The organism is Streptomyces sp. NPDC058812 (assembly GCF_042744565.1).
In the GTDB taxonomy this organism is placed as follows: domain Bacteria; phylum Actinomycetota; class Actinomycetes; order Streptomycetales; family Streptomycetaceae; genus Streptomyces; species Streptomyces thinghirensis.
Map to the genome: position 1 here is coordinate 43,739 of NZ_JBHYOB010000003.1, position 25,353 is coordinate 69,091.

The 25,353-nt window shown below is 72.4% G+C and carries 21 protein-coding genes and 1 pseudogene; 7 read left to right on the forward strand and 15 right to left on the reverse strand.

Going from position 1 to position 25,353, the window contains the following annotated elements; translation table 11 throughout:
* Window positions 1–80: 80 nt before the first annotated feature.
* Window positions 81–440 carry a MerR family transcriptional regulator gene (locus tag ACFW48_RS07095; protein WP_386311194.1) on the reverse strand — a complete coding sequence of 120 codons (360 nt, stop codon included), beginning with the start codon at window positions 438–440 and terminating at the stop codon, window positions 81–83.
* A 126-nt stretch (window positions 441–566) separates the two neighbouring features.
* Here ACFW48_RS07095 and ACFW48_RS07100 point away from each other — a divergent pair, with 126 nt between their 5' ends.
* Window positions 567–1,640: an alkene reductase gene (locus tag ACFW48_RS07100; protein ID WP_386311196.1), complete on the forward strand. Its 1,074-nt coding sequence runs from the start codon at window positions 567–569 to the stop codon at window positions 1,638–1,640.
* Here the strand turns inward: ACFW48_RS07100 and ACFW48_RS07105 are convergent.
* Genes ACFW48_RS07105 through ACFW48_RS07115 form a run of 3 tightly spaced genes read right to left on the reverse strand, consistent with a single transcriptional unit; the run spans window position 1,589 to window position 4,448 of the window.
* The gene (locus ACFW48_RS07105; RefSeq protein WP_386311198.1) at window positions 1,589–2,767 is read right to left on the reverse strand and encodes a dipeptidase; all 1,179 of its coding nucleotides are present in this window, start codon (window positions 2,765–2,767) and stop codon (window positions 1,589–1,591) included. The two genes, ACFW48_RS07100 and ACFW48_RS07105, sit on opposite strands and share 52 nt — an antisense overlap.
* Window positions 2,768–2,772: 5 nt before the next feature.
* A complete protein-coding gene (gene purE / locus ACFW48_RS07110) occupies window positions 2,773–3,312 on the reverse strand; it encodes a 5-(carboxyamino)imidazole ribonucleotide mutase (protein ID WP_386311200.1) in 540 nt (179 codons plus the stop codon).
* Entirely contained in the window at window positions 3,309–4,448 is a 1,140-nt protein-coding gene (locus ACFW48_RS07115) for a 5-(carboxyamino)imidazole ribonucleotide synthase (protein ID WP_386311202.1), read from the reverse strand. The genes purE and ACFW48_RS07115 overlap by 4 nt, the downstream gene beginning before the upstream one ends.
* 166 nt (window positions 4,449–4,614) lie before the next feature.
* Between ACFW48_RS07115 and ACFW48_RS07120 the strand changes: the two genes are divergently transcribed.
* Entirely contained in the window at window positions 4,615–5,196 is a 582-nt protein-coding gene (locus ACFW48_RS07120) for a GtrA family protein (protein ID WP_386311204.1), read from the forward strand.
* Window positions 5,197–5,225: 29 nt separating this feature from the next.
* Here the strand turns inward: ACFW48_RS07120 and ACFW48_RS07125 are convergent, their stop codons facing one another.
* Window positions 5,226–6,518, reverse strand: coding sequence for an ATP-binding protein (locus ACFW48_RS07125; protein WP_386311206.1), 1,293 nt, complete (start codon window positions 6,516–6,518; stop codon window positions 5,226–5,228).
* 31 nt (window positions 6,519–6,549) lie between these two features.
* On the reverse strand, window positions 6,550–7,227 hold the full coding sequence (locus ACFW48_RS07130) for a response regulator transcription factor (protein ID WP_386311208.1): 678 nt from the start codon (window positions 7,225–7,227) through the stop codon (window positions 6,550–6,552).
* A gap of 555 nt (window positions 7,228–7,782) precedes the next feature.
* Here ACFW48_RS07130 and ACFW48_RS07135 point away from each other — a divergent pair.
* Window positions 7,783–9,279, forward strand: a complete 1,497-nt coding sequence (locus ACFW48_RS07135) for an MFS transporter (protein WP_386311210.1) — start codon at window positions 7,783–7,785, stop codon at window positions 9,277–9,279.
* Window positions 9,280–9,999: 720 nt separating this feature from the next.
* On the opposite strand, the gene ACFW48_RS07140 is transcribed toward ACFW48_RS07135, so the two are convergent.
* Together ACFW48_RS07140 and ACFW48_RS07145 are read right to left on the reverse strand one after the other, a co-directional pair.
* On the reverse strand, window positions 10,000–10,674 hold the full coding sequence (locus ACFW48_RS07140) for an ATP-binding protein (RefSeq protein WP_386311212.1): 675 nt from the start codon (window positions 10,672–10,674) through the stop codon (window positions 10,000–10,002).
* 189 nt (window positions 10,675–10,863) lie between these two features.
* Complete coding sequence (locus ACFW48_RS07145; RefSeq protein WP_386311214.1) at window positions 10,864–11,241, reverse strand: STAS domain-containing protein; 378 nt, start codon at window positions 11,239–11,241, stop codon at window positions 10,864–10,866.
* Between the two features lie 252 nt (window positions 11,242–11,493).
* On the opposite strand from ACFW48_RS07145, the gene ACFW48_RS07150 reads away from it, so the two are divergent.
* Both ACFW48_RS07150 and ACFW48_RS07155 read left to right on the forward strand, forming a co-directional pair.
* On the forward strand, window positions 11,494–12,408 hold the full coding sequence (locus ACFW48_RS07150; RefSeq protein ID WP_386311216.1) for an RNA polymerase sigma factor SigF: 915 nt from the start codon (window positions 11,494–11,496) through the stop codon (window positions 12,406–12,408).
* Between the two features lie 248 nt (window positions 12,409–12,656).
* Window positions 12,657–14,211: pseudogene (locus tag ACFW48_RS07155) on the forward strand (ricin-type beta-trefoil lectin domain protein).
* Between the two features lie 61 nt (window positions 14,212–14,272).
* Here the strand turns inward: ACFW48_RS07155 and hutI are convergent.
* Genes hutI through hutU form a run of 4 tightly spaced genes read right to left on the reverse strand, consistent with a single transcriptional unit; the run spans window position 14,273 to window position 19,747 of the window.
* Complete coding sequence (gene hutI / locus ACFW48_RS07160) at window positions 14,273–15,448, reverse strand: imidazolonepropionase (protein ID WP_386311217.1); 1,176 nt, start codon at window positions 15,446–15,448, stop codon at window positions 14,273–14,275.
* Window positions 15,449–15,498: 50 nt separating this feature from the next.
* Window positions 15,499–16,848, reverse strand: coding sequence for a formimidoylglutamate deiminase (locus ACFW48_RS07165; RefSeq protein WP_386311218.1), 1,350 nt, complete (start codon window positions 16,846–16,848; stop codon window positions 15,499–15,501).
* On the reverse strand, window positions 16,845–18,068 hold the full coding sequence (locus tag ACFW48_RS07170; RefSeq protein WP_386311219.1) for an allantoate amidohydrolase: 1,224 nt from the start codon (window positions 18,066–18,068) through the stop codon (window positions 16,845–16,847). The genes ACFW48_RS07165 and ACFW48_RS07170 overlap by 4 nt, the downstream gene beginning before the upstream one ends.
* A complete protein-coding gene (hutU, locus tag ACFW48_RS07175) occupies window positions 18,065–19,747 on the reverse strand; it encodes a urocanate hydratase (RefSeq protein ID WP_386311220.1) in 1,683 nt (560 codons plus the stop codon). Before hutU ends, ACFW48_RS07170 begins: the two co-directional genes overlap by 4 nt.
* 202 nt (window positions 19,748–19,949) lie before the next feature.
* Here hutU and ACFW48_RS07180 point away from each other — a divergent pair, with 202 nt between their 5' ends.
* Window positions 19,950–21,326, forward strand: a complete 1,377-nt coding sequence (locus tag ACFW48_RS07180; RefSeq protein ID WP_386312056.1) for a diaminopimelate decarboxylase — start codon at window positions 19,950–19,952, stop codon at window positions 21,324–21,326.
* Between the two features lie 77 nt (window positions 21,327–21,403).
* Here ACFW48_RS07180 and ACFW48_RS07185 read toward each other — a convergent pair whose 3' ends face one another.
* Together ACFW48_RS07185 and ACFW48_RS07190 are read right to left on the reverse strand one after the other, a co-directional pair.
* Window positions 21,404–21,988: a hypothetical protein gene (locus ACFW48_RS07185; protein WP_386311222.1), complete on the reverse strand. Its 585-nt coding sequence runs from the start codon at window positions 21,986–21,988 to the stop codon at window positions 21,404–21,406.
* Between the two features lie 120 nt (window positions 21,989–22,108).
* Window positions 22,109–22,960: a MurR/RpiR family transcriptional regulator gene (locus tag ACFW48_RS07190; protein WP_386311224.1), complete on the reverse strand. Its 852-nt coding sequence runs from the start codon at window positions 22,958–22,960 to the stop codon at window positions 22,109–22,111.
* A 166-nt stretch (window positions 22,961–23,126) separates the two neighbouring features.
* Here ACFW48_RS07190 and ACFW48_RS07195 point away from each other — a divergent pair, with 166 nt between their 5' ends.
* Window positions 23,127–23,558, forward strand: a complete 432-nt coding sequence (locus tag ACFW48_RS07195; RefSeq protein WP_386311226.1) for a hypothetical protein — start codon at window positions 23,127–23,129, stop codon at window positions 23,556–23,558.
* Window positions 23,559–23,944: 386 nt separating this feature from the next.
* Here ACFW48_RS07195 and ACFW48_RS07200 read toward each other — a convergent pair whose 3' ends face one another.
* The gene (locus tag ACFW48_RS07200; RefSeq protein ID WP_386311227.1) at window positions 23,945–25,333 is read right to left on the reverse strand and encodes a cystathionine beta-synthase; all 1,389 of its coding nucleotides are present in this window, start codon (window positions 25,331–25,333) and stop codon (window positions 23,945–23,947) included.
* Window positions 25,334–25,353: the final 20 nt, after the last annotated feature.

Consider the following 25,353-nt stretch of genomic DNA (forward strand, 5'->3'; position numbering starts at 1 on the left):
ACGGTCGTCGTGCGTTACCGTCACCGTCGCACGGAGCGGAAAGGGCTTCCTGGTGGGTGGGGCGTTCGGGGGTAAGGCGGTCAGCCCCGGGCCGCCGCGTCGATCACCTCGTCCAGGGTGTCCCGGGAGCGGAGCAGATCGGCGATGGTGCGGTCGATGCGGGCACGTTCGGCGGTGAGGTCGGCGATGAGACGGGGGGTGGCCACGACCGAGGGCCCGCCGTCCGTGTCCCGCATGCACGGCAGCAACTGCGCGATCCTGCTGCTGTGCAGCCCCGCCGCGAACAGCTCCTGGATGCGCACGACCCGGTCGACGGCCGCCTCCGCGTACTCGCGGTGCCCGCCGGGCGTGCGCTCGGCCGCGAGCAGCCCCTGCTTCTCGTAGTAGCGCAGCGAGCGTTCGCTGACGCCCGTACGGCGGGCGAGTTCGCCGATCCGCATACGGTCACCTCCGGGACTTGATTCTGACACTGATGTCAGGTTCTACCGTACCGGCATGTCGAACTCAACAGACCTCTTCGTCTCCGCCCCCCCCTCGGCCCGCTCACCCTCCCCAACCGTCTGGTGATGGCCCCGCTGACCCGCAACCGCGCCGAGACCGACGGCACCCCGACCCCGCTCATGGCCACCTACTACGCCCAGCGCGCCTCCGCCGGACTGATCGTCGCCGAGGCCGCGACACCGAACGCGGTCGGGCAGACGTACCCGAACATCGCCGCCGTCCACAGCGCGCGGCACGTGGCGGGCTGGCGGCAGGTCACCGACGCGGTACGGGAGGCGGGCGGGCGGATGTTCCTCCAGCTCCAGCACGGCGGCCGGGTCGGGCATCCGGCGACCAGCGGGCTGACGCCCGTCGCGCCCTCGCCGGTGCCGCTGCCCGAGACCATCTTCACGCCGCAGGGGCACCGTCCGGCCGTCGTCCCGAGGGAGATGAGCGAGGAGGACATCCGCACCACCGTCGCCGACTTCGCACGTGCCGCCCGCAACGCGCTCGACGCCGGGTTCGAGGGCGTGGAGGTGCACTCCGCCAACGGCCACCTCCTGCACCAGTTCCTGGCCGCCAACACCAACCGCCGCGCCGATGGCTACGGCGGCTCGGTCGCCGCGCGGATCCGCTTCACGGCCGAGGTGGTCGAGGCGGTGGCCGCCGAGATCGGCGCCGAGCGGGTGGGCCTGCGGGTCTCCCCCGGCAACACCGTCAACGGCATCGCGGAGGGCGAGACCGAGGAGATCTACCCGGCGCTCACCGAGCGGCTCGGCGGGCTCGGGCTCACGTATCTGCACCTGGTGCACGCCGACCCGGACGCGCCGGTGTTCCGGAAGATCCGCGCCGGCTGGCCCGGGGTGCTGATCGCCAACCCGGTGCTGGGCGAGGAACTCTCCACGGACACCGTGCGCCGCGCCTCCGAGCGGCTGCTGGCCGCCGGGGCCGACCTGATCGCCCTGGGCCGGCCGTTCCTCGCCAACCCCGACCTGGTGGAGCGGCTGCGGCTCGGCGCGCCGCTGAACCCGGTACGGGACCGGTACTTCATGTACGTGGGCGGGGCGACCGGCTACACCGACTACCCCGCCCTCGGTGACGGGACCGTTCAGCCGTCCAGTGCTTCGAGCGTGGCGTTGGACGGCCCCCGCGTCGCCTGAAGCCCCCGGGCCACGTCCTCCGCGGCGCCCAGCACCCGGACCGCGTTCTTCCAGGTCAGCTTGGCCAGGTCGGCCTGGGACCAGCCGCGGTCGAGCAGCTCGGCGATCAGGTTCGGGTAGCCGGACACGTCGCTGAGGCCGTCGGGCGTGAAGGCCGTGCCGTCGTAGTCACCGCCGATGCCGAGGTGGTCGACGCCGGCGACCTCGCGCATGTGGTCGAGGTGGTCGGCGACCGTGGACACCGTGGCGACCGGGCGCGGGGTGCCCTCCTCGAAGGCGCGGTGGATCTTCATCGCCTCCGCGCTGGTGTCCAGGTGGTGGAAGCCGTGCGCCCGCATGTTGTCGTCGGCGGCGGCCGTCCAGTCCACGGCCGCCTGGAGCACGAACTTCGGCACGAACGTCACCATCGCCATGCCGCCGCCCGCCGCCATCCGCTCCAGCACGTCGTCCGGGATGTTGCGCGGGTGGTCGCAGACGGCACGCGCGGAGGAGTGGGAGAAGATCACCGGTGCCGTGGAGGTGTCCAGCGCGTCGCGCATCGTCGTGGCCGCCACGTGCGAGAGGTCGACCAGCATGCCCTCGCGGTTCATCTCCCGCACGACCTCGCGGCCGAAGGCCGACAGGCCGCCGACGGCGGGCTCGTCGGTCGCCGAGTCCGCCCACGCCACGTTGTCGTTGTGGGTGAGGGTCATGTAGCGCACGCCGAGCGCGTACAGCGCGCGGAGCGTGGCGAGCGAGTTGTCGATGGAGTGGCCGCCCTCGGCGCCCATCAGCGAGGCGATGCGGCCCTCGGCGCGGGCGGCCTCCATGTCGGCGGCGGTCAGCGCGGCGCGCAGCTCCCCGGGGTGGCGGTCGATCAGCCGCCGTACGCAGTCGATCTGCTCCAGCGTCGCGGTCACCGCGCCCGGCAGGTCCGAGCGGACGTACACCGACCAGTACTGCGCGCCGACGCCGCCCGAGCGCAGCCGGGCGAGGTCGGTGTGCAGGTGGGCGGACTGGTCGGCGGCGATGTCGCGGGCGTCGAGGTCGTAGCGGACCTGTTCGCGCAGCGCCCAGGGCAGGTCGTTGTGGCCGTCGACGACGGGGAACTCGCGCAGCAGCTCGCGGGCCTGGTCGAGGGAGGTCACGGGCCTCACTTCCCGAAGCCGAAGGCCGCGGAGCCCTCGACCTTGGTGCGCAGCCGCTTGCCCTTCTCGGTGGCCTGGTCGTTGAGGTCCTGCTGGAACTCGCGCATGCGGCCCAGCAGCTCCTCGTCGTGGGCGGCGAGCATCCGAGCGGCCAGGAGACCCGCGTTGCGGGCGCCGCCGACCGAGACGGTGGCGACGGGGACACCCGCCGGCATCTGCACGATGGACAGGAGGCTGTCCATGCCGTCCAGGTACTTCAGCGGCACCGGCACGCCGATGACGGGCAGCGGGGTGACCGAGGCGAGCATGCCGGGCAGGTGGGCGGCGCCCCCGGCCCCGGCGATGACCGCCTTCAGCCCGCGTCCGGCGGCCTGCTCGCCGTACGCGATCATCTCGTGCGGCATGCGGTGCGCCGAGACGACGTCGACCTCGTAGGGGATCTCGAACTCGTCGAGCGCCTTGGCGGCGGCCTCCATCACGGGCCAGTCGGAGTCCGACCCCATGACGATGCCCACGACCGGACTCACCGGGCTTACCGGGTTCATTCGGTGATCGTCCCTCTCAGGTAGCCGGCAGCGTGACGGGCGCGCTCCAGCACGTCGTCCAGGTCGTCGCCGTAGGTGTTGACGTGACCCACCTTGCGGCCGGGCTTCACGTCCTTGCCGTACATGTGGATCTTCAGCTGGGGGTCGCGGGCCATGCAGTGCAGGTACGCGGAGTACATGTCCGGGTAGTCGCCGCCGAGGACGTTGACCATGACCGTCCACTTGGCGCGCGGGCGCGGGTCGCCGAGGGGGAGGTCGAGGACCGCGCGGACGTGGTTGGCGAACTGGGACGTGATCGCGCCGTCCATCGTCCAGTGGCCGGAGTTGTGCGGGCGCATCGCCAGTTCGTTGACGAGGACGCGGCCGTCGCGGGTCTGGAACAGCTCGACGGCGAGGTGGCCGACGACGTCCAGTTCCTTGGCGATGCTGAGCGCCATCTCCTCGGCCCGGAGCGCCAGCGTCCCGTCGAGGTCGGGGGCGGGCGCGATCACCGTGTCGCAGACGCCCTTCACCTGCTGGGACTCGACGACGGGGTACGCCACCGCCTGGCCGTGCGGGGAGCGGACCACGTTGGCGGCCAGCTCGCGGACGAAGTCGACCTTCTCCTCCGCCAGCACGGGCACACCGGCCCGGAACGGCTCGGCGGCCTCCTCGACGGAGTCCACGACCCATACGCCCTTGCCGTCGTAGCCGCCGCGGACCGTCTTGAGGACGACCGGGAAGCCGTCGCCCTCGTCCGCGAAGGCGGCCACGTCGGCCGGATCGCGCACGATCCGGTGCCGCGGGCAGGGCACGCCGATCGCGTCGAGCTTCGCGCGCATCACGCCCTTGTCCTGGGCGTGCACGAGCGCGTCCGGCCCTGGGCGCACGGGGATGCCGTCCGCCTCCAGGGCCCTGAGATGCTCGGTCGGCACGTGCTCGTGATCGAAGGTGATCACGTCACAGCCGCGCGCGAACTCGCGCAGCGTGTCCAGATCGCGATAGTCGCCGATGACGACTTCGTTCACGACCTGCGCCGCAGAGTCCTGAGGGGTGTCACTGAGGAGCTTGAACCTGATGCCCAACGGGATGCCAGACTCGTGTGTCATACGAGCGAGCTGGCCACCGCCGACCATGCCGACTACGGGGAACGTCACACCCCTAGCGTATCGGCCGCGCGAGGCCCACCTGTTTACCGGCCGTTTCCCCGGGGGTACGGCCCCTCTTTCCCATCGCCCGGCGTCCGTCCGCAGGAAGATCGCGCGTCCGGGTGGTTAGCATGAACGGATTGACGCCAACCGATGGACGGGGGCCTGCACGACCATGGGACATGGTTCCTCGGGTGCTCACACGGCTCCCCCCACGCCCCCGGTACCCCCGGCACCCCGTGGCGCGGTGCGGGAGCGGATCGGCCGGCTGGCCCGTGAGGTCGTGAAGTTCGGCGCGGTGGGCGGCGCGGGGGTCCTGGTCAACCTGCTCGTCTTCAACCTGGTGCGGCACGTGACCGACCTCGCGGTGGTGCGGGCAAGCATCATCGCGACCGTCGTCGCGATCGTCTTCAACTACCTGGGCTTCCGCTACTTCACCTACCGGGACCGCGACAAGGGCCGCCGGACCCGCGAGATGTCGCTGTTCCTGGTGTTCAGCGCGGTCGGGCTGGTGATCGAGAACGGCGTGCTCTACACGGCGACGTACGGCTTCGGCTGGGACAGCCCGCTGCAGAGCAACATCTTCAAGTTCCTCGGCATCGGCATCGGCACGCTGTTCCGCTTCTGGTCGTACCGCTCCTGGGTCTTCCGGACGCTGCCGGCCCGCGAGCCGGTGACGCGGGCGGAGACCTTCCTGGAGCACGAGCAGCCGACGGCGGTGCGCACCACGGACGGCACCCCCGCGGCCCACCGCTGACGGCGGCCGGTGCCTGCCCGCGCGGTCGCCTAGCGAACCGTCTGCCCCGAGTCCCCCGAGTCCCCCGAGGCCCCCGACGACTTCTTCGGCGGCGGTGTGCGTGACAGGAACAGGCCGAACACCGGAGGACGGCCCTGGAGGAGCTCCAGCCGGCCGCCGTCCGCCTCGGCCAGGTCGCGGGCGACGGCCAGGCCGATACCCGTCGAGTTCCGCCCGCTGATCGCGCGCTCGAAGATCCGCGCCCCCAGGTCGCCCGGGACGCCGGCCCCCTCGTCGGTGACCTCGACCACCGCCTGGTTGCCCGTCACCCGGGTCCGCAGGGCCACCGTGCCGCCGCCGTGCATCAGTGAGTTCTCGATCAGCGCGGCCAGCACCTGGGCCACCGCGCCCGGGGTGCCCACGGCCGTCAGATGCCGTTTGCCGGAACTGACGATCGCCCGCCCCTCGCTGCGGTAGGCGGGGCGCCACTCCGCGATCTGCTGCTGGATGATGTCGTCCAGCTCGAAGGTGACGGCGGAGCCGCTGCGCGGGTCGCGGGAGTTCGTCAGCAGCCGGTCCACGACGTCCGTCAGCCGCTCCACCTGCGACAGCGCGATCGCCGCCTCGTCCTTCACCGTCTCCAGTTCGTCGGTGAGGGTGATCTCCTCCAGCCGCATGGACAGCGCGGTCAGCGGGGTGCGCAGTTGGTGGGAGGCGTCGGCGGCCAGGCGGCGCTCGGCGGTGAGCATCCGGGCGATGCGCTCGGCGGAGGAGTCCAGCACGTCCGCGACCCGGTCCAGCTCGGGGACGCCGTAGCGCTTGTGCCTCGGGCGCGGGTCGCCGGAGCCGAGGCGTTCGGCGGTCTCGGCGAGGTCGGTGAGCGGGGAGGCGAGGCGGTTGGCCTGCCGAATCGCCAGCAGCACCGCGGCGATCACCGCGAGCAGCGCCACCAGACCGATGATCAGCAGGGTCCGGCCGACCTCACGGGTCACCGAGGAACTCGGCTCCTCGACGAGGACCGTCTCGCCCTCCTCGCCGGTGGCCCTGCCCCGGATGACCTCACCGGTCGGCCGGCTGCCGACCTCGATGACCGGCCTGCCGGGGATGCGGATCTCGGCGTACCGGGCGTCCCGTACCTGCTCCCGGAGGAACTTGGCGTCGACGGACCCGGCGCCGAGCAGCCGACTGTCCACGATGCTGGCCAGCCGCACCGCCTCCAGGTCGACCCGCTCCTGGGCGGAGCTGCTGATCGTCCGGGTCTCGACGATCACGAGGGAGACGCCGAACACGGCGATCACGACGAGCACCACGGCGAGCGTGGACTGGATCAGTCGACGGCGCATGTCCTCTTACCCGGGCAGGCCCTGCGGGCGCTCAGTTCTTCTCGAAACGGAAGCCGACGCCGCGCACGGTGGCGATGTAGCGGGGGTTCGCCGCGTCGTCCCCCAGCTTCTTGCGGAGCCAGGAGATGTGCATGTCGAGGGTCTTGGTCGACGACCACCAGGTGGTGTCCCAGACCTCGCGCATCAGCTGGTCGCGGGTGACGACCCGGCCGGCGTCGCGCACCAGCACCCGCAGCAGGTCGAACTCCTTGGCGGTGAGCTGGAGCTCCTCCTCACCCATCCAGGCCCGGTGCGACTCGACGTCGATGCGCACACCGTGCGTGGCGGCCGGCTGCGGGGCCTCGACGGCACCGCGCCGCAGCAGGGCGCGGACCCGGGCGAGCAGCTCGGCGAGGCGGAAGGGCTTGGTGACGTAGTCGTCGGCGCCCGCGTCCAGACCGACGACGGTGTCCACCTCGTCGGCGCGCGCGGTCAGGATCAGGATCGGCACTGCGTGGCCCTCGGACCGCAGCCGGCGGGCGACCTCCAGCCCGTCCATGCCCGGCAGGCCCAGGTCCAGCACGACCAGATCGATGCCGCCCTGCAGCCCGGCGTCGAGTGCGGTGGGTCCGTCCTCACGCACCTCGACCTCGTACCCTTCCCGGCGCAGTGCGCGGGCCAGCGGCTCCGAGATGGACGCGTCGTCCTCGGCGAGCAGTACACGGGTCATGAGCTGATGGTAGTCCGCTCGGAGCAGCGCCCGGGGCGTGATCGCCCCGAGGGTCTCTTACCTACGGACAAGCCGGGCACCCGCCGCGTGACCTGCCCGCCCGACCCCCCGTCGGCCCGCCACCGGCCCTCTGTGCGAACCTGCGGCTGTGGGGTGTCATCCTGAGATGGACCTTCGAAAGATCGTTCGCGGTTCCTTCATTACCTGTGATCCGCGTCTCAAGTCCTTCCATACCGGGCGGTGTCCTGCCGTATGGTGAATCAGCGCCTGTAGCACCCAGGGGACCTTTGGCGACAGTTCGACGCTGAGGGTCTCTTTTGTGTGCGGGTCGGCCCCCACGGCCGGCCTCGAAAGGAATGACCTGTGGCCGGGCCTCACCGCGTGCACTGACGTGCGCAGAGGCGTGGATCCCGGTGGCTGCCGTCCACCGCTTCGCAATCCGGAGCGGAATCCCCCTCAAGGCGTGGGGCGGGCGGGTGACGGCCGCCGGTGCCGGCCGCCCCCCACCGGGCGCGCATCGCCTCGTGAGCGCGTCCCGACCAGCAAGGATCGACCATGGCGTCCAGCCTGACGAAGGACTCGGTCTCCCCGGGCACCCCCGGATCCGAGAAGACCTTCTTCGGCCACCCCCGCGGACTGGCCACTCTCTTCATGACCGAGATGTGGGAGCGTTTCTCCTACTACGGCATGAGGGCTCTGCTCCCGCTGTACCTGGTGGCCCCCGGCGGTCTCGGCATGAACGCCGGCACCGCGACCGCGATCTACTCGGTGTACCTCTCGCTGGTGTACCTGCTCACGATGCCGGGCGGCTGGTTCGGCGACCGTGTCTGGGGCCCCCGCAAGACCGTCGCCGTCGCCGGCGGTGTGATCATGCTCGGCCACCTCACGCTGGCACTGCCGTCCTCCGGCACGTTCTTCGCGGGCCTGGGGCTGGTCGCCATCGGCTCGGGTCTGCTGAAGGCCAACATCTCCACGATGGTCGGCCAGCTCTACAGCGGCCCCGACGACCCGCGCCGCGACGGTGGCTTCACCGTCTTCTACATGGGCATCAACCTGGGTGCCTTCGCGGCGCCGCTGATCATCGGCACCATCGGCGAGAACGTCAACTGGCACCTCGGCTTCGCGCTCGCCGCGGTCGGCATGGGCCTGGGCGTGGTCCAGTTCCTGCTCGGCAGCCGCCACCTGGCTCCGCACTCCAGCGTGGTCCCGAAGCCGCTGTCGGTGGAGGAGAAGACCTCCACCCTGCGCAAGGCCGCGTTCTGGGCCGCGCTCGCCGTCGTCTTCTACGCGATCGTCGGCTTCTCCGGCAACTACACGCTGAACTGGATCCTGGTCCCGCTGACCCTGCTCGGCGTGATCATCCCGGTGCTGGTGCTGACCCGCATCAAGCGCGACAAGGACCTGGACCGCTCCGAGCAGTCGAAGATGTCCGCGTACATCTGGTTCTTCGTCGCCGCGGCCGTCTTCTGGATGATCTACGACCAGGGCGGTTCGACGCTGGCGATCTTCGCCGACTCCTCGACCAACACCAGCGTTCTGGGCTGGGACTTCCCGGTCTCCTGGTTCCAGTCGGTCAACCCGGTCATCATCATGGCCCTGGCTCCGGTCTTCGCCACGGTGTGGCTGGCGCTCGCCCGGCGCGGCAAGGAACCGAGCACGATCGTCAAGTTCTCCTTCGGTCTGGTCCTGGTCGGCGCGTCCTTCTTCCTCTTCCTGGCCCCGCTGGCCATCGCGGACGGCGGTCACAAGGCGGCCGCGCTGTGGCTGGTGGCGATCTACTTCGTCCAGACCTGCGGTGAGCTGATGCTCTCCCCGGTCGGCCTGTCGGTCACCACGAAGATGGCGCCCGTGAAGTACGCCTCGCAGATGATGGGCGTCTGGTTCCTGGCCGTCACCGCCGGTGACGCCACGACCGGCCTGCTCTCCATCGCCGGCGTCAACCTCAACAAGACGGGCATCGTGGCCGCGGAAGCCACGCTCGCCGTGGTCGCCGGTATCGCGATCTGGATGTACCGCAAGCGCGTGAAGGAACTCATGGGCGACGTCCGCTGAGCCCTGCCGGCCTGGCGGCTCCTGCCTGCGGAGGGTCATCGCATCCCGGTGGATGCGGTGGCCCTCCGGGCGTTTCGGGGGTCCGGTGCGGGGCGTGGGTGGGGTGCGGTGTGTGCGGTTGCGTGGGTGGGGGTGCAGGTGTGCGTGGGGCCCGTGGGTGGGGTGGCGTGGGTGCGGATGAGGCGTGGGGTCTCTGAGGGGCGCCCGTGGAGGGGTTTTGGTCCGTGCCCGGGGCCCGGGCACGGAGGCGGGGGCGGCGGCCGGGTCCGGTTCCGCGCCCGGCGGGTGCCAGGTGCCTACCGGCGCGGAGCGCGGGGCTGCGCGGAGCGCGGGGCTGCGCGGAGCGCGGGGCTGCGCGGGACGCGGGGCACAAGACCACGCAGGAGCGTGAGACTGCACGGGGCACAGGGCTACGGGCGACGGGCGCTTGAGGCAGCGCCGGGCGCGGGCCACCGGGCGGCGGGCGCTTGAGGCTGGGCGGGGCACAGGGCGTCGGCGCAGAAGCTTGAGGCGGCGCCGGGCGCGGGGCGACGCAGGGGCTTGAGGCCGCACAGGGCGCAGGACGGCACAGGACCCGGTTCTTGTAGGGGTGCAGGGGACGCAGTCCCCGCCGGGGTCTGGGGCGGAGCCCCAGGGACGTCGACCTACCGGCCCACCGAGTCGGGTGGGCGGGTGGGAAAAGGCATGGGAAAAGCGCCGCAGGCCACCGCACCGCAGGGCCTACGCCGGCGCCCCCAGCTCGGCCCACACCCGCTTGCCCGCGACGCCGGGCGTACGCACCACGCCCCAGTCCAGGCACAGCCGCTGCACGATGAACATGCCGTGGCCACCAGGACGCCCCGCCCGGTGCGGGGTCCGCGGCGCCGGCTGACCCGTACCCCGGTCGGAGACCTCCAGCCGGATCACCTTCTTCTCACAGGTGATCCACAGCTCGTCCGGCCCCTCGGCGTGCAGACACGCGTTGGTGACCAGCTCGGACACCACGAGGAGCACGTCCTCGGCGGCGGCCCGCTGGTCCGCGGTGGCGGAGGGCAGCCAGCCCCAGGCGTACAGCGCCTGGCGGGTGAAGTCACGGGCGAGCGGGACCACCCCGCTCTGGTCGTCGAAGCTCAGCCTGCGTCCCTGCCGCCCACCGCCCCCCGCGGACGCGGTCCCCTCCCCGACCGGAGACGGAGACGAGGAAGAAGACGGGGCCGAGGCAGCAGACGGGGACGACGGCACGGACGCCCCGATCACGGCGGCCTGCCCCGCGGACACGCCCCCCTCGGACTCCCCGGTCCCGGGCACGCCCCCCTCGGACGCCCCGGTCCCAGGCACGCCCCCCTCGGACGCCCCGGAAGCGCCGCTGGGCTCCGGACCGCGGTCGCCCGGCGAGTAGGGCCGGGTGGTGCTCATCAGCGCTTCACCTCACCGATTCACCAGTTCACGTTTCAAAGTCGTACGTCGTACACAGTCAGCTCAGGGTGTCTCCTGCCCGACCGGACCGTCCGAACACCCCTGTATTCGGCACGAAACACGGAACGGGGCGAAAACGCCTGCCCCAGGCAGCGCACGAGACCCGCCACCGGCCGGACAAGGGCCGGTTCAGCCGGACTCGTCGGCCAGGGCGGCCTCAAGGGTGTCATGGAGGGTGAAGACCGCTTCGGCCCCCGTGATCTCGAACACGCGAGCCACCACGGGCTGCATGGCCACCAGATGCACACCGCCCCCCGCGGCCTCCGCCTTCAACCGCGCGCCGAGCAGGACGTTGAGCCCCGTGGAGTCGCAGAACTCCAGACGCGAACAGTCGACGACAAGCCGGTTGAATCCCTTGGCGAGACAGTCCTCCAGCGGCTCGCGCAACAGCTCGGCGGTGTGGTGATCCAACTCACCCGCCGGTGTCACGACGGCACTGGGGCCCTCTTCCCGCACCTCCACCAGAAGCCGGCCCGACTGGGCACTGCCGACCGTCCCGCGGTCCATGCCGTTTCTCTCTCCCGAGGTCGTGACTGCTTACTGACGCCCCCGAACACTACGCCTTCCCACCGCACTCCGACACCCGAACAACCGCACACAAACGGACATACCCGCACAGAACACACTTGCGGTGGGCTCGGTAAACCCGGTAGGGCTAGTAGGACACGTAAACCGACACGGCCGGCTTTGGAGGCGCCGCACACCGCAGTGCACGTAATTGGCTTCGGCAGCCGTATGCCGAGAACGATGGAGGACATCATGTCACCCCGGCTCGACGGATCGCGTACCCAAGAAGCGACGTCGACACTCCCTCCGGAACATCTGGATCCCATCGAGCACCATGACGCGGTCGTCGACCACGACGGCGCACTCGCCGGGCTTCCGGACATCCCCGCCTACGACGAGGTTGCTCCGGCGGACGCCCGGGCCCTGTCCAAGACCCTCTTCGAGCGGCTGGAGTCGCTGGAGGAAGGCACCCACGAGCACGCGTACGTACGCAACACGCTCGTCGAGCTCAACCTCGCCCTGGTCAAGTTCGCGGCCTCCCGCTTCCGCTCCCGCAGCGAGCCGATGGAGGACATCATCCAGGTCGGCACGATCGGCCTGATCAAGGCGATCGACCGCTTCGAGATGTCCCGCGGTGTGGAGTTCCCCACGTTCGCGATGCCGACCATCATCGGCGAGATCAAGCGCTTCTTCCGCGACACCTCGTGGTCCGTGCGCGTCCCGCGCCGCCTCCAGGAACTGCGGCTCGACCTGGCCAAGGCCGGCGACGAGTTGGCTCAGCGCCTCGACCGCGCCCCCACGGTGAGCGAACTGGCCGAGCACCTCGGCCTGTCCAAGGACGAGGTCGTCGAGGGCATGGCGGCGTCCAACGCCTACACCGCCTCCTCGCTGGACGCCCAGCCGGAGGAGGACGACGCGGAGGGCGCGCTGGCCGACCGCATCGGCTACGAGGACCACGGGCTCGAGGGCATCGAGTACGTCGAGTCGCTGAAGCCGCTGATCGCCGAACTCCCGTCCCGGGACCGCAAGATCCTCTCGCTCCGCTTCGTCGCGGGCATGACCCAGTCGGAGATCGGCGAGGAACTCGGCATCTCCCAGATGCATGTCTCGCGCCTGCTGTCGCGCACACTCGTACGGCTGCGCAAGGGGCTCACGGTCGAGGAGTAGTCCTCACCGGGTGACGCTTGCCCTCCAGGGGGGCGGTCCGAAGTCGGGCCGCCCCCCTTCGGGTTGTGCGTGCCGCTCGCGGTACGGGCCATCGCGCGGCGCCCGGAGCCGCCGCCGGAACAGCCGCCGGTTACCCACGGAAAGCTCTTTCCTCGCGGGCCCCGTTCCACCACTATGAGGCACCCCACAAACTGGCCGGTACGTCAGGACCGGCACCGTGGAGTCGCGGGGTACGGGGAGGCGGACGGATGGCTCGGGGCGACGGGACCGCCGGTGGTGCCCAGGCCGGGGACGAGATGTACGCCGGCACGTCCGACGCGCGGCTGACCGCACTGCTGCGCGCCGAGACCCCCACCGCCTATCCGGCGCTCCAGGAACTCCGCGCACGGCATCAGCCTTCGGTACTCGCCTACGCCCGCCTGTGCACGGCCGGCGAGTCCACGGCACGGCAACTGGCCGCACTCACCTTCGCACTGGCGGCCCGTCGGGCTGCCCGCGGCACCGACGCCGGGGGGCCGTGGCGGCATCAACTCCTGCTCCTGGCCGGTGAGACCGCCGCCGAGTGGGCGGCCGACGAACGCTCCGCCGGACTCGACGCCGGTCTGCTCCTCGTGGTGAACACGGCGGGCACGGGCTGCCCGGTCCCGCCCATGCTCGCGGCCTTCCGTTCCCTGCCGCCCCGCGCCCAGGGCATGATCTGGTACGGGTGGTGGACCGGGAGCCCGCCGACCGGACGGCCGCGCTGCTCGGCCTCGGCCGCCAGGACGTCACGTACGGCACACAGCCCGCGCTCCAGGCACTGGCGCGGGCCTGTCTGCGGTCCCGGCTGGCCGCCTCCGAGGACCGGCGCTGTGTGGACTTCCGGCGCCTCATCGAGGAGTCGGTACGGCCCGACACACCCCGGAACAGCGCCGACCTGCACGCCCACATGGCGCGCTGCCCGCACTGCACGGCCGCGTACGAGGAGTTGTGCACCCTGCGGGACACCCCGCGCACGGCCCTGGCCGAGGGCCTGCTGCCGTGGGCGGGCACGGCGTACGCGGCGCGGGAGGCGGACGAGCCGGGCGGCGTCGCCTCGCTCGCGATGTCCGGGACCTGGCCGCCGTCGCGCCGCTTCGCGCTGGCCTCGGCGGCCCTGGGCGTGGCTCTCGCGCCGCTCCTCTTCCTGATCTGTCGCCGGACGACACGCCGTCCCGGCCGACGGCGAACGCGTCGTCACGTCCCCCCGCCGGACCACCGCCGGTGACGGTGACGGCGACCGTCCCGGCGACGCCGTCCTCCCCCACGCCGTCGCCGTCGCCCTCCGCCTCGTCGAAGTCCCCCTCGCCGAAGCCGAGTCCGACGCCCTCGCGCACCGCACGGCCCTCGCCGACGCCGTCCACGCCGTCGTACCGGGCGCCGGGTGGCACGTACGCCCAGGTGGTGAACGTCGCCTCGGGCCGTTGCCTGGACATCGACGGCGGCCTGGAGAAGGGCACGGACGTCGTCACGGCGCCCTGCACCTCGTCCCACACCCAGCTGTGGCGGGTCGACGCCGGTCGCGGGGTGGTCCAGTCGTACGCCGACGAGGACTACTGCCTGGACAGCCGCGGCTCCGTGGACGAGGGCGTCGGCATCTGGGAGTGCGACTCGGTCGACGGACGCAACGGCCAGAACCTCCGCTTCTCGGTGGACGCGCGCGGTGTGATCCGCCCCGGCATCGCCCCGGACCGCGCGGTGACCCCGGGCGGGGGCGACGCGGCGGTCCTCGTCGGGGCGGGGGCGGGGCGGACGGACCAGCGGTGGCGCGCCGGGGCCTCCTGAGCGGTTCGGGCGGGGGTCCGGGGGGGCCGGGCGGGGGCCCGGGCGTGGATCCGGGCGGCGGTCAGACCACGCGTACGCCGCGCCGCCAGACCCCGCTGACCAGCGGGACGCCGGGCCGGTAGGCCAGGTGGACGTGGCTCGGGGCGTCGAGGAGGGTCAGGTCGGCGTACGCGCCCGGGGTGAGACGGCCGATGTCGTCGCGGCGCAGGGCGGCCGCGCCGCCCGCGGTGGCCGACCAGACCGCCTCGTCGGGGGACATCCCCATGTCCCGTACGGCGAGGGCGACGCAGAAGGGCACGGAGGACGTGAAGGACGAGCCGGGGTTGCAGTCGGTGGACAGCGCGACCGTGGCGCCGGCGTCGATGAGGCGCCGGGCGTCCGGCCACTCGGCGCGGGTGGAGAACTCGGCGCCGGGGAGCAGGGTGGCGACCGTGCGGCTGCCGGCGAGGGCGTCCACGTCGGCGTCGGTGAGGTGGGTGCAGTGGTCGGCGCTGGCGGCGTCGAGTTCGACCGCGAGCTGGACGCCGGGGCCGTAGGAGAGCTGGTTGGCGTGGATGCGCGGGTGCAGGCCCTTGGCCTTGCCGGCGGTGAGGATGGCGCGGGCCTGGTCGCCGTCGAAGGCGCCCTTCTCGCAGAACACGTCGATCCACCGGGCGTGCGGGGCGCAGGCGTCGAGCATCTCGCCGGTGACGAGGGCGACGTAGGCGGCCGGGTCGTCGGCGAGTTCGGGCGCGACGATGTGGGCGCCCAGGAAGGTGACCTCGTCGGTGTGGCGGGCGGCGACGCGCAGGGCGCGGGACTCGTCGGCGGTGGTCAGGCCGTAACCGGACTTGGTCTCGAAGGTGGTGGTGCCCTGGCGCAGGGCCTCTTCGAGGTAACGGGTGAGGCCCGCCTCCAGTTCCGCGTCGCTCGCGGCGCGGGTCGCGGCGACGGTGGTGCGGATGCCGCCGGCGCTGTAGGGGCGGCCGGACATGCGGGCGTTGAACTCCTCGGTGCGGTCGCCCGCGAAGAGGAGGTGGGAGTGGGAGTCGACGAAGCCGGGGAGGACCGCCCGGCCGCCGGCGTCGACCCGGTTGTCAGTGGCGGGTGCTTTGCTTGATTCACCGGTCCACGCGACGCGGTCGCCGTCGATGACGACGGCCGCGTCCCGGACCAGTCCGAGGGGGGAGTTGTCACCGAGGGAGGGGTCGTTGGTGACGAGTGCGGCGATGTTGGTGATGACGGTGCTGCTGCTCATGATGTCCGTGACGTCCTCGTGGGGGCGGGAGCGGGGGCGGGTGTTCGTCGCTATGCGCGCAGGGCTTCCACGGCCCGCGCGAGGGTCCGCGGCACATCGGGTACGAGGGTGTGCGCCCCGTCGCGTACGACATGCCGTCCGCCCACGATCGTGTGCCGTACGTCCGCGGCCGTCGCGGCGAATACGGCCGTCTCGGCGCCGAGCCTGGGCAGCGGCCCCGCCGTTCTGACGGAGTCGAGGGCGAGGGTGGTGAGGTCGGCGCGGGCGCCGGCCTCGATGGTCCCGGCGTCGTCCCAGCCGAGGGCGGCGTGGCCGTCGGCGGTGGCGGCGCGCAGCAGGGCGGCGGCGGTCCAGTGGCCACGGGTGCGGGTGCGCAGGCGCTCGTTCAGCTCCATCGCGCGGGCTTCTTCGAGCAGGTCGACGACGGCGTGGCTGTCGGAGCCGAGGGAGAGCGGGGAGCCCGCTCGCTGGAGGGCGGCGGCGGGGCCGATGCCGTCGGCGAGGTCGCGTTCCGTGGTGGGGCACATGCAGGTGCCGGTGCGGCTGCCGCCGAGCAGGGCGATGTCCTCGTCGGTGAGGTGGGTGTTGTGGACGCCGGTGGTGCGGGGTCCGAGCACGCCGTGGTCGGCGAGGAGCCGGGTGGGGGTGCGGCCGTGCGTTTCGCGGCAGGCGTCGTTCTCGGCGGTCTGCTCGGACAGGTGCACATGCAGCGGGGCCCGCCTCTCCTCGGTCCAGCGCGCCACGGTCGCCAACTGGCCGGCGGGCACGGCCCGTACGGAGTGGATCGCCGCCCCGATCCGTGCGTGATCCCGTTCCTTGAGAACTGAACAGCGTTCCGCCCAGGCGTCCGCCGTCCCGTCGGAGAAGCGGCGCTGGTGGTTGTTCGGGGGCTGCCCGAAGCCGGCGGACAGGTAGCAGGTGTCGAGGAGGGTGATGCGGATGCCGGCCTCGGAGGCGGCCTCGATCAGGGCCTCGCCCATCGCGTTGGGTTCGGCGTAGGGGGTGCCGCCGGGGGCGTGGTGGACGTAGTGGAACTCGCCGACGGTGGTGATGCCGGCGAGCGCCATCTCGGCGTACACCGCGCGGGCGAGGTCGTGGTACGTCTCCGGGGTCAGCCGGTCGGCGACGGAGTACATGACCTCGCGCCAGGTCCAGAAGGTGCCGGAGCCGACCTGGACGGTGCCGCGCAGGGCGCGGTGGAAGGCGTGCGAGTGGGCGTTCGCCAGGCCCGGGAGGGTCAGTCCGCGCAGGATCTCGGCGCCGGGGGGCGGGGCGGGGACGCCCTGGCGGACGGCGGTGATGCGGCCGGCGTGCACATCGAGGGCGACGCCCGGCTCGACGTGGGTGCCGAGCCAGGCGTGCTCCAGCCAGTACGTCCGGGTCCGCTCGGTGGGGGTCACGTGCAGGCCAGCCCTTCCAGTACGTCGGCGAGTGCGCTCACCCCGGCCACGCAGTCGTCCTCGGCGGCGTACTCGGCCGGGGAGTGCGAGACGCCGGTGGGGTTGCGCACGAACAGCATGGCGGTCGGGATGCGTCCGGAGAGGATTCCGGCGTCGTGTCCGGCGCCGGTGCCGAGGACGGGCACCTTGAGACCCGTCTCCGTGTCGCTGCCGAGGATGCGGGCGAGTTCGTCGCGCAGGACGTGGTCGAACTCGACGACGGGGGTGAAGGACTCGCGCACGACGTCGAGGTCGACGCCGTGGGCGGCGGCGTACTCACGAGCGGCCTTCTCCACCCCGCCGACCACGGTGTCCAGGCTTTCCTGGTCGGCGGCGCGGGAGTCGAGCCAGCCGCGTACGAGGGACGGGATGGCGTTGACGCCGTTGGGCTCGACGGCGATCTTGCCGAAGGTGGCGACGGCACCGGCGAGTTCCGCCTCGCGGCGAGCGGCGAGCACGGTCTCGGCGTAGGACAGCATGGGGTCGCGCCGGTCGGCGAGGCGGGTGGTGCCGGCGTGGTTGGCCTCGCCCCGGAAGTCGAACCGCCAGCGTCCGTGCGGCCAGATGGCGGACGCGATGCCGATCCGGTCGCCGGACAGGTCGAGGGCGCGGCCCTGTTCGACGTGGAGTTCGACGAAGGCACCGATGCGGGCCAGCCGCTCGGGGTCGGGGCCGAGGGTGGCCGGGTCGTGTCCGGCGGCCTCCATGGCCCGCGGGAGCGTGATGCCGTCGCCGTCGGTGAGGCGGTGGGCCTGCTCGACGGTGAGCGCGCCCGCGGTGAGCCGGGAGCCGACGCAGGCGAGGCCGAAGCGGGCGCCCTCCTCGTCGCCGAAGTTGACGATGCCCAGCGGCCTGGTGAACCGCGCTCCCCTGCCGCGCAGTTCGTCCAGGGCCGCGAAGGCGGAGACGACACCGAGAGGCCCGTCGAAGGCGCCGCCGTCGGGCACGGAGTCGAGGTGGGATCCGGTGACGACGGCGTTCCCGGCGGCGGGGTCACCGAGCCAGGCCCACTGGTTGCCGTTGCGGTCGGTCTCGTAGGTCAGCCCACGTGCCTCGGCCTGCTCCCGGAACCAGGCCCGGCAGTCGGTGTCGGCGCCGGTCCAGGCGTAGCGGCGGTAGCCGCCGGAGGCGGAGCTGCGGCCGACCGGCAGCAGCTCCGCCCACATGCTGTGGAAGCTCACGCGTCGTCACCCTCGCGCGCCTCGTCACCCTCGCGCATGGGCACCCGCACGTCCCGCTCCCCGGCGACCGATTCGGCGATGTCGTACCCGGCGTCGACGTGCCGGATGACGCCCATGCCGGGGTCGTTGGTGAGGACCCGGCGGATCTTCTCGCCGGCCAGCGCGGTGCCGTCGGCGACCGTGACCTGCCCGGCGTGGATGGAGCGGCCCATGCCGACGCCGCCGCCGTGGTGCAGGGAGACCCAGGAGGCGCCGGAGGCGACGTTGACCATGGCGTTGAGCAGCGGCCAGTCGGCGATGGCGTCGGAGCCGTCGAGCATGGCCTCGGTCTCGCGGTACGGGGAGGCGACGGAACCGCAGTCGAGGTGGTCGCGGCCGATGACGATCGGGGCGGACAGTTCACCGCTCGCGACCATGTCGTTGAACCGCTCACCGGCCTTGTCGCGCTCGCCGTAGCCGAGCCAGCAGATCCGGGCGGGCAGGCCCTGGAAGTGGACCCGCTCCCCCGCCATCTTGATCCAGCGGGCCAGCGACTCGTTCTCCGGGAAGAGGTCGAGGATCGCCTTGTCGGTCTTGGCGATGTCGGCGGGGTCGCCGGACAGGGCGGCCCAGCGGAAGGGGCCCTTGCCCTCGCAGAAGAGGGGGCGGATGTAGGCGGGGACGAAGCCGGGGAAGGCGAAGGCCCGGTCGTATCCGGCGAGCTGGGCCTCGCCGCGGATGGAGTTGCCGTAGTCGAAGACCTCGGCGCCTGCGTCCTGGAAGCCGACCATGGCCTCGACGTGCCGGGCCATGGACTCGCGGGCGCGAGTGGTGAAGCCGGCCGGGTCCTTGGCGGCGGCGTCGGCCATGTCCTCGAAGGCGATCCCGGTGGGCAGGTAGGCCAGGGGGTCGTGGGCCGAGGTCTGGTCGGTGACGATGTCGATCGGGGCGCCCATGGCGAGCAGCTGCGGGACCAGCTCGGCGGCGTTGCCGAGGACGCCGATGGACAGCGGCTTGCGCCGGTCCCGGGCCTCGGTGGCCAGCTGGAGGGCGTGGTCGAGGGAGTCGGCCCTGACGTCGAGGTAGCGGTGCTCGATGCGGCGGTCGATGGCGCGCGGGTCGCAGTCGATGCAGATCGCGACGCCGTCGTTCATGGTGACGGCGAGCGGCTGGGCGCCGCCCATGCCGCCGAGGCCGGCGGTGAGGGTGATGGTCCCGGCGAGGGTGCCGCCGAACTTCTTGGCGGCGACGGCGGCGAAGGTCTCGTACGTGCCCTGGAGGATGCCCTGGGTGCCGATGTAGATCCAGGAGCCGGCCGTCATCTGCCCGTACATGGTCAGGCCGAGGGCCTCCAGGCGGCGGAACTCCTCCCAGTTCGCCCAGTCGCCCACCAGGTTGGAGTTGGCGATGAGGACGCGCGGGGCCCACTCGTGGGTCTGCATGACACCGACCGGGCGGCCCGACTGGACGAGCATCGTCTCGTCCTGCTTGAGGGTCCGCAGCGTACGGACCATGGCGTCGAAGGACCGCCAGTCGCGTGCCGCCTTGCCCGTCCCGCCGTAGACGACGAGCTTGTCGGGATGCTCGGCGACCTCCGGGTCGAGGTTGTTCTGCAGCATCCGCAGAGCGGCCTCCTGCTGCCAACCCAGGGCACTCGGCGTCGTACCGCGTGGCGCTCGGACAGGGCGGGGTCCGGACATGGTCTGCCTCCTGGTGGCTTGCTCCCGGCGGATTGTTACTGCGGATATTCATATCCTCGCTTCGTGAATAGAACTAGTCAATACGTCCGTGTCCCGCCACGAACGCGTCGCGGGTGTTTGGCTGGATACGTGGGGCAGGCAGCGGCATGGGTCGGCGGGCAATGAGGGGACGGAAGATCGCGTGAGTGACGACGGCACGGGCATGAGCGGTGGTCTCGGCGGCACCGACGCGGAGCGGGCGGCACGGCGGGACGAGGCGGTGCGGGCGGCCGTGGAGCAGGGGCTGCTCGGAGCGGACGCCCCGATCATCGGGCTGCTGGACGTCGCCGGGATACGGGAATCGGCGGCGGCGCTGCGGGCCGCGTTCGAGGCGGTGACGGCGCCCGGGACGCCCGCGCTGCACGCCTTCGCGGTGAAGGCGACCCCACTGGTCCCGGTGCTGCGGCTGCTGCACGAGGAGGGCATCGGCGCGGAGGTCGCGAGCCCGGGTGAACTGGCGCTGGCACGGGCGGCGGGTGTGCCGCCGGAGCGGACGGTGCTGGACTCGCCCGCCAAGACGCCGGGCGAGCTGCGCGAGGCGCTCGCGCTGGGCATCGCGGTCAACGCCGACAATCCGCAGGAGCTGGAGCGCCTCGACGGTCTGATGGCCGAGGGGGCGAGCCGCTCCACGAGCCGCTCCCCGCTCGGCATCCGGGTCAACCCGCAGGTCGGCGGGGGTTCCATCGAGGCGCTGTCGACGGCGACGGCGACCTCGAAGTTCGGGGTGGCGCTGCGCGACGAGGGGGCGCGCGAGTGGGTGGTGCGGGCGTATCTGGACCGGCCGTGGCTGACCCGCCTGCACGCGCACACCGGGTCGCAGGGCATCCCGTTGGCGCTGATGACCGAGGGCGTGGCCGAGACGTACGCGCTCGCCGAGGAGATCAACGAGCGGGCCGGGCGCCGGCAGGTCGACACGCTCGACATCGGCGGCGGGCTACCGGTGAACTTCGCGTCGGACGAGACGACACCGACGTACGCCGAGTACGCGCGCGTGCTGCGCGAGGCGGTGCCGGGACTGTTCGACGGGCGGTACGGGCTGGTCACCGAGTTCGGGCGGTCGCTGCTGGCCAAGCACGGCACGGTGGTGGCGCGCGTGGAGTACGCCAAGAGCGCCGGGGGGCGGCCGGTCGCGGTGACGCACGCGGGCGTGCAGGTCGCCACGCGGACGGTGTACGCGCCGGGGGCGTGGCCGCTGCGGATCGCCGCGTACGACGGCAAGGGGCTGCCGAAGGAGGGGCCCGCCGTGGTGCAGGACGTGGCCGGGCCGGCGTGCTTCGCGGGGGACCTGCTGGCGACGGGGCGTGCGCTGCCGCTGCTGGAGCAGGGGGACTACGCGGCGGCGCTGGACACGGGGGCGTATTACTTCGCGCATCACTACGCGTACAACTCGCTCGCGCGTCCGGGGGTGTACGGGTTCGGGGCGGACGGTTCCGGGGGTGTCGCCTTCGCGACCGTCCGAGAGGCCCAGTCGGTGGCGGAGATAGTGGCGGAGGCGGGCGGGGCGCACGCGGACGCGTTGACGTATCCGTCCGAGTCATGACGCGGCCGAGGTGACGCCCTAGGGGCGCGGGGAACTGCGCGACCAGCCACGACGCACCGGCACCGGCACCCTCCGCATCACACCGGCGCCGCCGTCTTCCGCCTCGCCCCGCCCGGCGCGGCGTCGCCCGCCGCGATGCCTGTGCTGCGGTACGCACGGACGGCCTTGCCCGCCGGGCGGCCGGTGCCGCGGGCGAGCCAGTCCACGCGGACCCACAGCAGGGCCTCGCCGGCCTGTTCGCGGCGGCCGATCCAGGCGGACTTCAGCCACAGGCCGACGCCGCAGCCGGCCATCAGCAGTCCGGCGGCGGCGGGGACGGCGAAGGCGCTGCCCAGGGCGGCGAGGAAGGCGAGGAGCAGCCACCAGCGGTGGCCCCGGCGCCAGTTGCGCAGGGTCACCGCGCGGTCCTGGAGCACGTCGTGCTTGCCCGCGCGGCCGGCCGAGCGGGCCAGGGCGGTGTACCGCCTGCGGCGCACGGACGCGACGACCGCCGCCGCGACGACGAACAGCGCGGCGCCCGCCAGGACGCCGATCCGGCGTCCGGTCAGCCCCGGCACCAGCACCCCGATGCCCGCCGCGAGTACGCCCAGCCACCACAGCGGTGCCGCCCCCGCCCGTACGACGACGGCGACCCGAGCCAGCCCCTGTCCTCCGCGCGCCACGTCCGGCCTCCTGTCCCGTTCTGCTGCCCGCAATGCCTGTGAAGGGTGTGAGGCGAGGCAGGTTAACGGGAGAAGCTGAGACGAATCTGAGAAACGGGCCGTCGGTGCCGGCGCCCCGCGTCAGTCCACGAAGAGCCCCCGCACCGCCGCCTTCGTGTCGAACTCCTCCAGCCGGGCCTGGGCGTCCGGCAGGTCGTCGCACATGGCCTCCAGCAGCACCCGGCCGAGCAGCATCGGCGCGCAGGCGGTGTCGAAGGCGAGGCCGGTACCGACCGCGGCGGGCAGCAGCAGGTCGGAGACCTTGGCGACCGGCGCGAAGGCGGAGTCGGCGACGGTCACCACCGTGAGCCCCGCCTCCTTGGCGTGGGCGAGCGTGTCGACGACCTCGCGCGGATGGCGGGGCAGGGCGAAGCAGAGCAGGGCCGTCGCGCCGGCCCGGACGGCGGCGTCGATGCGGTCGTGGAGCATCGTGCCCCCCTCGTTCAGGAGCCGGACGTCCGGGTGGACCTTGGCGGCGAAGTAGGCGAAGCCGTGCGCCTGGGCCGCCGCCGCCCGCAGTCCGAGGACGGGCAGGGGCCTGCTCCCGGCGAGGAGGCGGCCCGCCTCCCGCACCGGCCCGGGGTCCGCGAGCGCCTCCGCCAGATGGCGCAGGTTCTCGATCTCGGCCTCCACGGCCTGCTGGTACTCGTTGCAGGAGCCGGTGTCCGCCGCCGGTTCCGCGGGAGCGACCTCGCGCAGATGGCGGCGCAGCGCCGGGTAGCCGTCGAAGCCGAGGGCGACGGCGAAGCGGGTCACGGACGGCTGGCTGACCCCGGCCAGCTCGGCCAGCTCCACGCTGGACAGGAAGGGCACCTCGGAGGCGCGCCGCACCATGCTGTGCGCGATGCGCCGCTGGGTCGGCGTCAGCCGGTGCCCCTCGAAGAGCGCCTGCAGCCGCACGGCCGGGCTGTCGGTCCCGTTGTTCCCGCTCATGACGTGCTCCCCCTCGCCGCTATTCACTGTCCCCGATTCCTGCATACCGTTATACAGCGAGGCGGCGGCCCGCACGACGCCGAGCGTTCCCCTCCCGGCCGCCCCAGCCACAAGACGGGGGCTAACCCCAGTGCCGCCGACGCTCCGGCTGCCTACCGTGGCAGCCATGACGGGAATGGACGGGCGGGACACCGACCTCAAGAAGGAACTCGACGCCACCCTGCAGACCCGCAGGGAACTCGGCGAGGAGTACGAGTCCGCGCTGGTCGACTCCTTCCTGGAGAAGGTCGACCAGCGCATCGACGGAACGGTCGAGCGCCGGGTGCGCCGGCAGCTCGCCGAGCAGCAGATGGCGGCGGCCCGGGACAGCCGGTCGCCGAGGCCCACGGACTCCTTCGGCGAGCGCTTCGGCTTCGGCATCGTCTCGCTGGTCCTCGCGGTCCCGCTGTCCGCGATCGGCGGCGGCGTGGCCGACCTCCCCGGGCTGCTGGTCGCCTGGGCCGGCATCGTCGGGGTGAACGTCGTCCAGGCCGCCCGGACCAACCCGGGCCTCTTCGGCCGCCGCCGCGCCGACAAGGACGACGCCTGGCAGGACTGAGAAAGACTGCGCGGGGACCGCCGCACCCCCATCGCTGGGGGGCGGGACGACGGCGGTCCCCGCGGGGACGCGCGGTGCCGGGCCTCACGGCCGGGGCGGCGCGTCCGTGGCGTCCATGGAGGTCCGGGAGCCGCTCCGGAAGGTCCTTGACGCCGTTCGGTGCCGGCCGGGACGGGGAGCCGCTCCCGCCCTGCCGACAACCACCACTGTGCCGGACCCGTGTTAAGCGTGTGCTGCGCGAACGTGACGCGCGCGTACCGCTTCCGCGAAGTCCACGGAGATCATCGGGCGCTCCACATCCGGCCGCTCGGCCGCTGGTTCACCCGACGTTCACCCCGGCTTCCCTCAACTTCCCACGGCTCCCCGCAACTTCCCGCGGCTCCCCGCTACTTCCCGCCCTTCGCGAGGAAGGACAGCAGGTCCTGACGGCTCACCACACCGGTCGGCTTGCCCTCGACGAGGACGATCGCCGCGTCCGCGACGCCGAGCACCGACATCAGGTCCGCGACCGGCTCGCCGGAGCCGACCTGCGGCAGCGGGGCCGACACGTGCTTCTCCAGCGGGTCCTCCAGCGACGCGCGCTTGGCGAACAGGGCGTCCAGCAGCTCGCGTTCCACGACCGAGCCGACGACCTCGGCGGCCATCACGTCCGGGTGACCGGCGCCGGGCTTGACGATCGGCATCTGCGAGACGCCGTACTCGCGCAGTACGTCGATGGCCTGGCCGACCGTCTCGTCCGGGTGCATGTGGACGAGGGAGGGGATGTGGCCGCCCTCCTTGTGGTTCAGGACGTCGGCGACGCGCGCGCTGGGACCGGCGTCCTCCAGGAAGCCGTAGTCGGCCATCCACTCGTCGTTGAAGATCTTGCTGAGGTACCCGCGCCCGCTGTCCGGGAGGAGTACGACGACCACGTCGTCCTCACCGAGCCGCTCGGCCACCTCCAGCGCCGCGACGACCGCCATGCCGCAGGAGCCGCCCACCAGCAGGCCCTCCTCCTTGGCGAGGCGGCGGGTCATCTGGAAGGAGTCCTTGTCGGACACGGCGACGATCTCGTCGGCGACGTTCCGGTCGTACGCCGTCGGCCAGAAGTCCTCGCCGACGCCCTCGACGAGGTAGGGGCGCCCCGAGCCGCCGGAGTACACCGAGCCCTCGGGGTCGGCGCCGACCACCTTGACCGCGCCGTCGCTGATCTCCTTCAGGTACCGACCGGTGCCGGAGATGGTGCCTCCGGTGCCGACGCCGGTGACGAAGTGGGTGATCTTCCCCTCCGTCTGCTCCCACAGCTCGGGACCGGTCGAGTGGTAGTGGGAGAGCGGGTTGTGCGGGTTGGAGTACTGGTCCGGCTTCCAGGCGCCCGGCGTCTCGCGGACCAGCCGGTCGGAGACGTTGTAGTAGGAGTCCGGGTGCTCGGGGTCGACCGCCGTCGGGCAGACGACCACCTCGGCGCCGTACGCGCGCAGCACGTTGATCTTGTCGGTGGACACCTTGTCAGGGCAGACGAAGATGCACTTGTAGCCCTTCTGCTGGGCCACGATCGCGAGGCCCACGCCCGTGTTGCCGCTGGTCGGCTCGACGATCGTGCCGCCCGGCCGCAGGGCTCCGCTCTGCTCGGCGGCCTCGATCATGCGCAGGGCGATGCGGTCCTTCACCGAGCCGCCCGGGTTGAAGTACTCCACCTTGGCCAGGACGGTCGCCCTGATGCCCTTGGTCACGCTGTTGAGCCGCACCAGCGGGGTGTTGCCGACGAGGCTGATCATCGAGTCGTGGAAATGCACCGTGGTCTCCGGATGCTGCA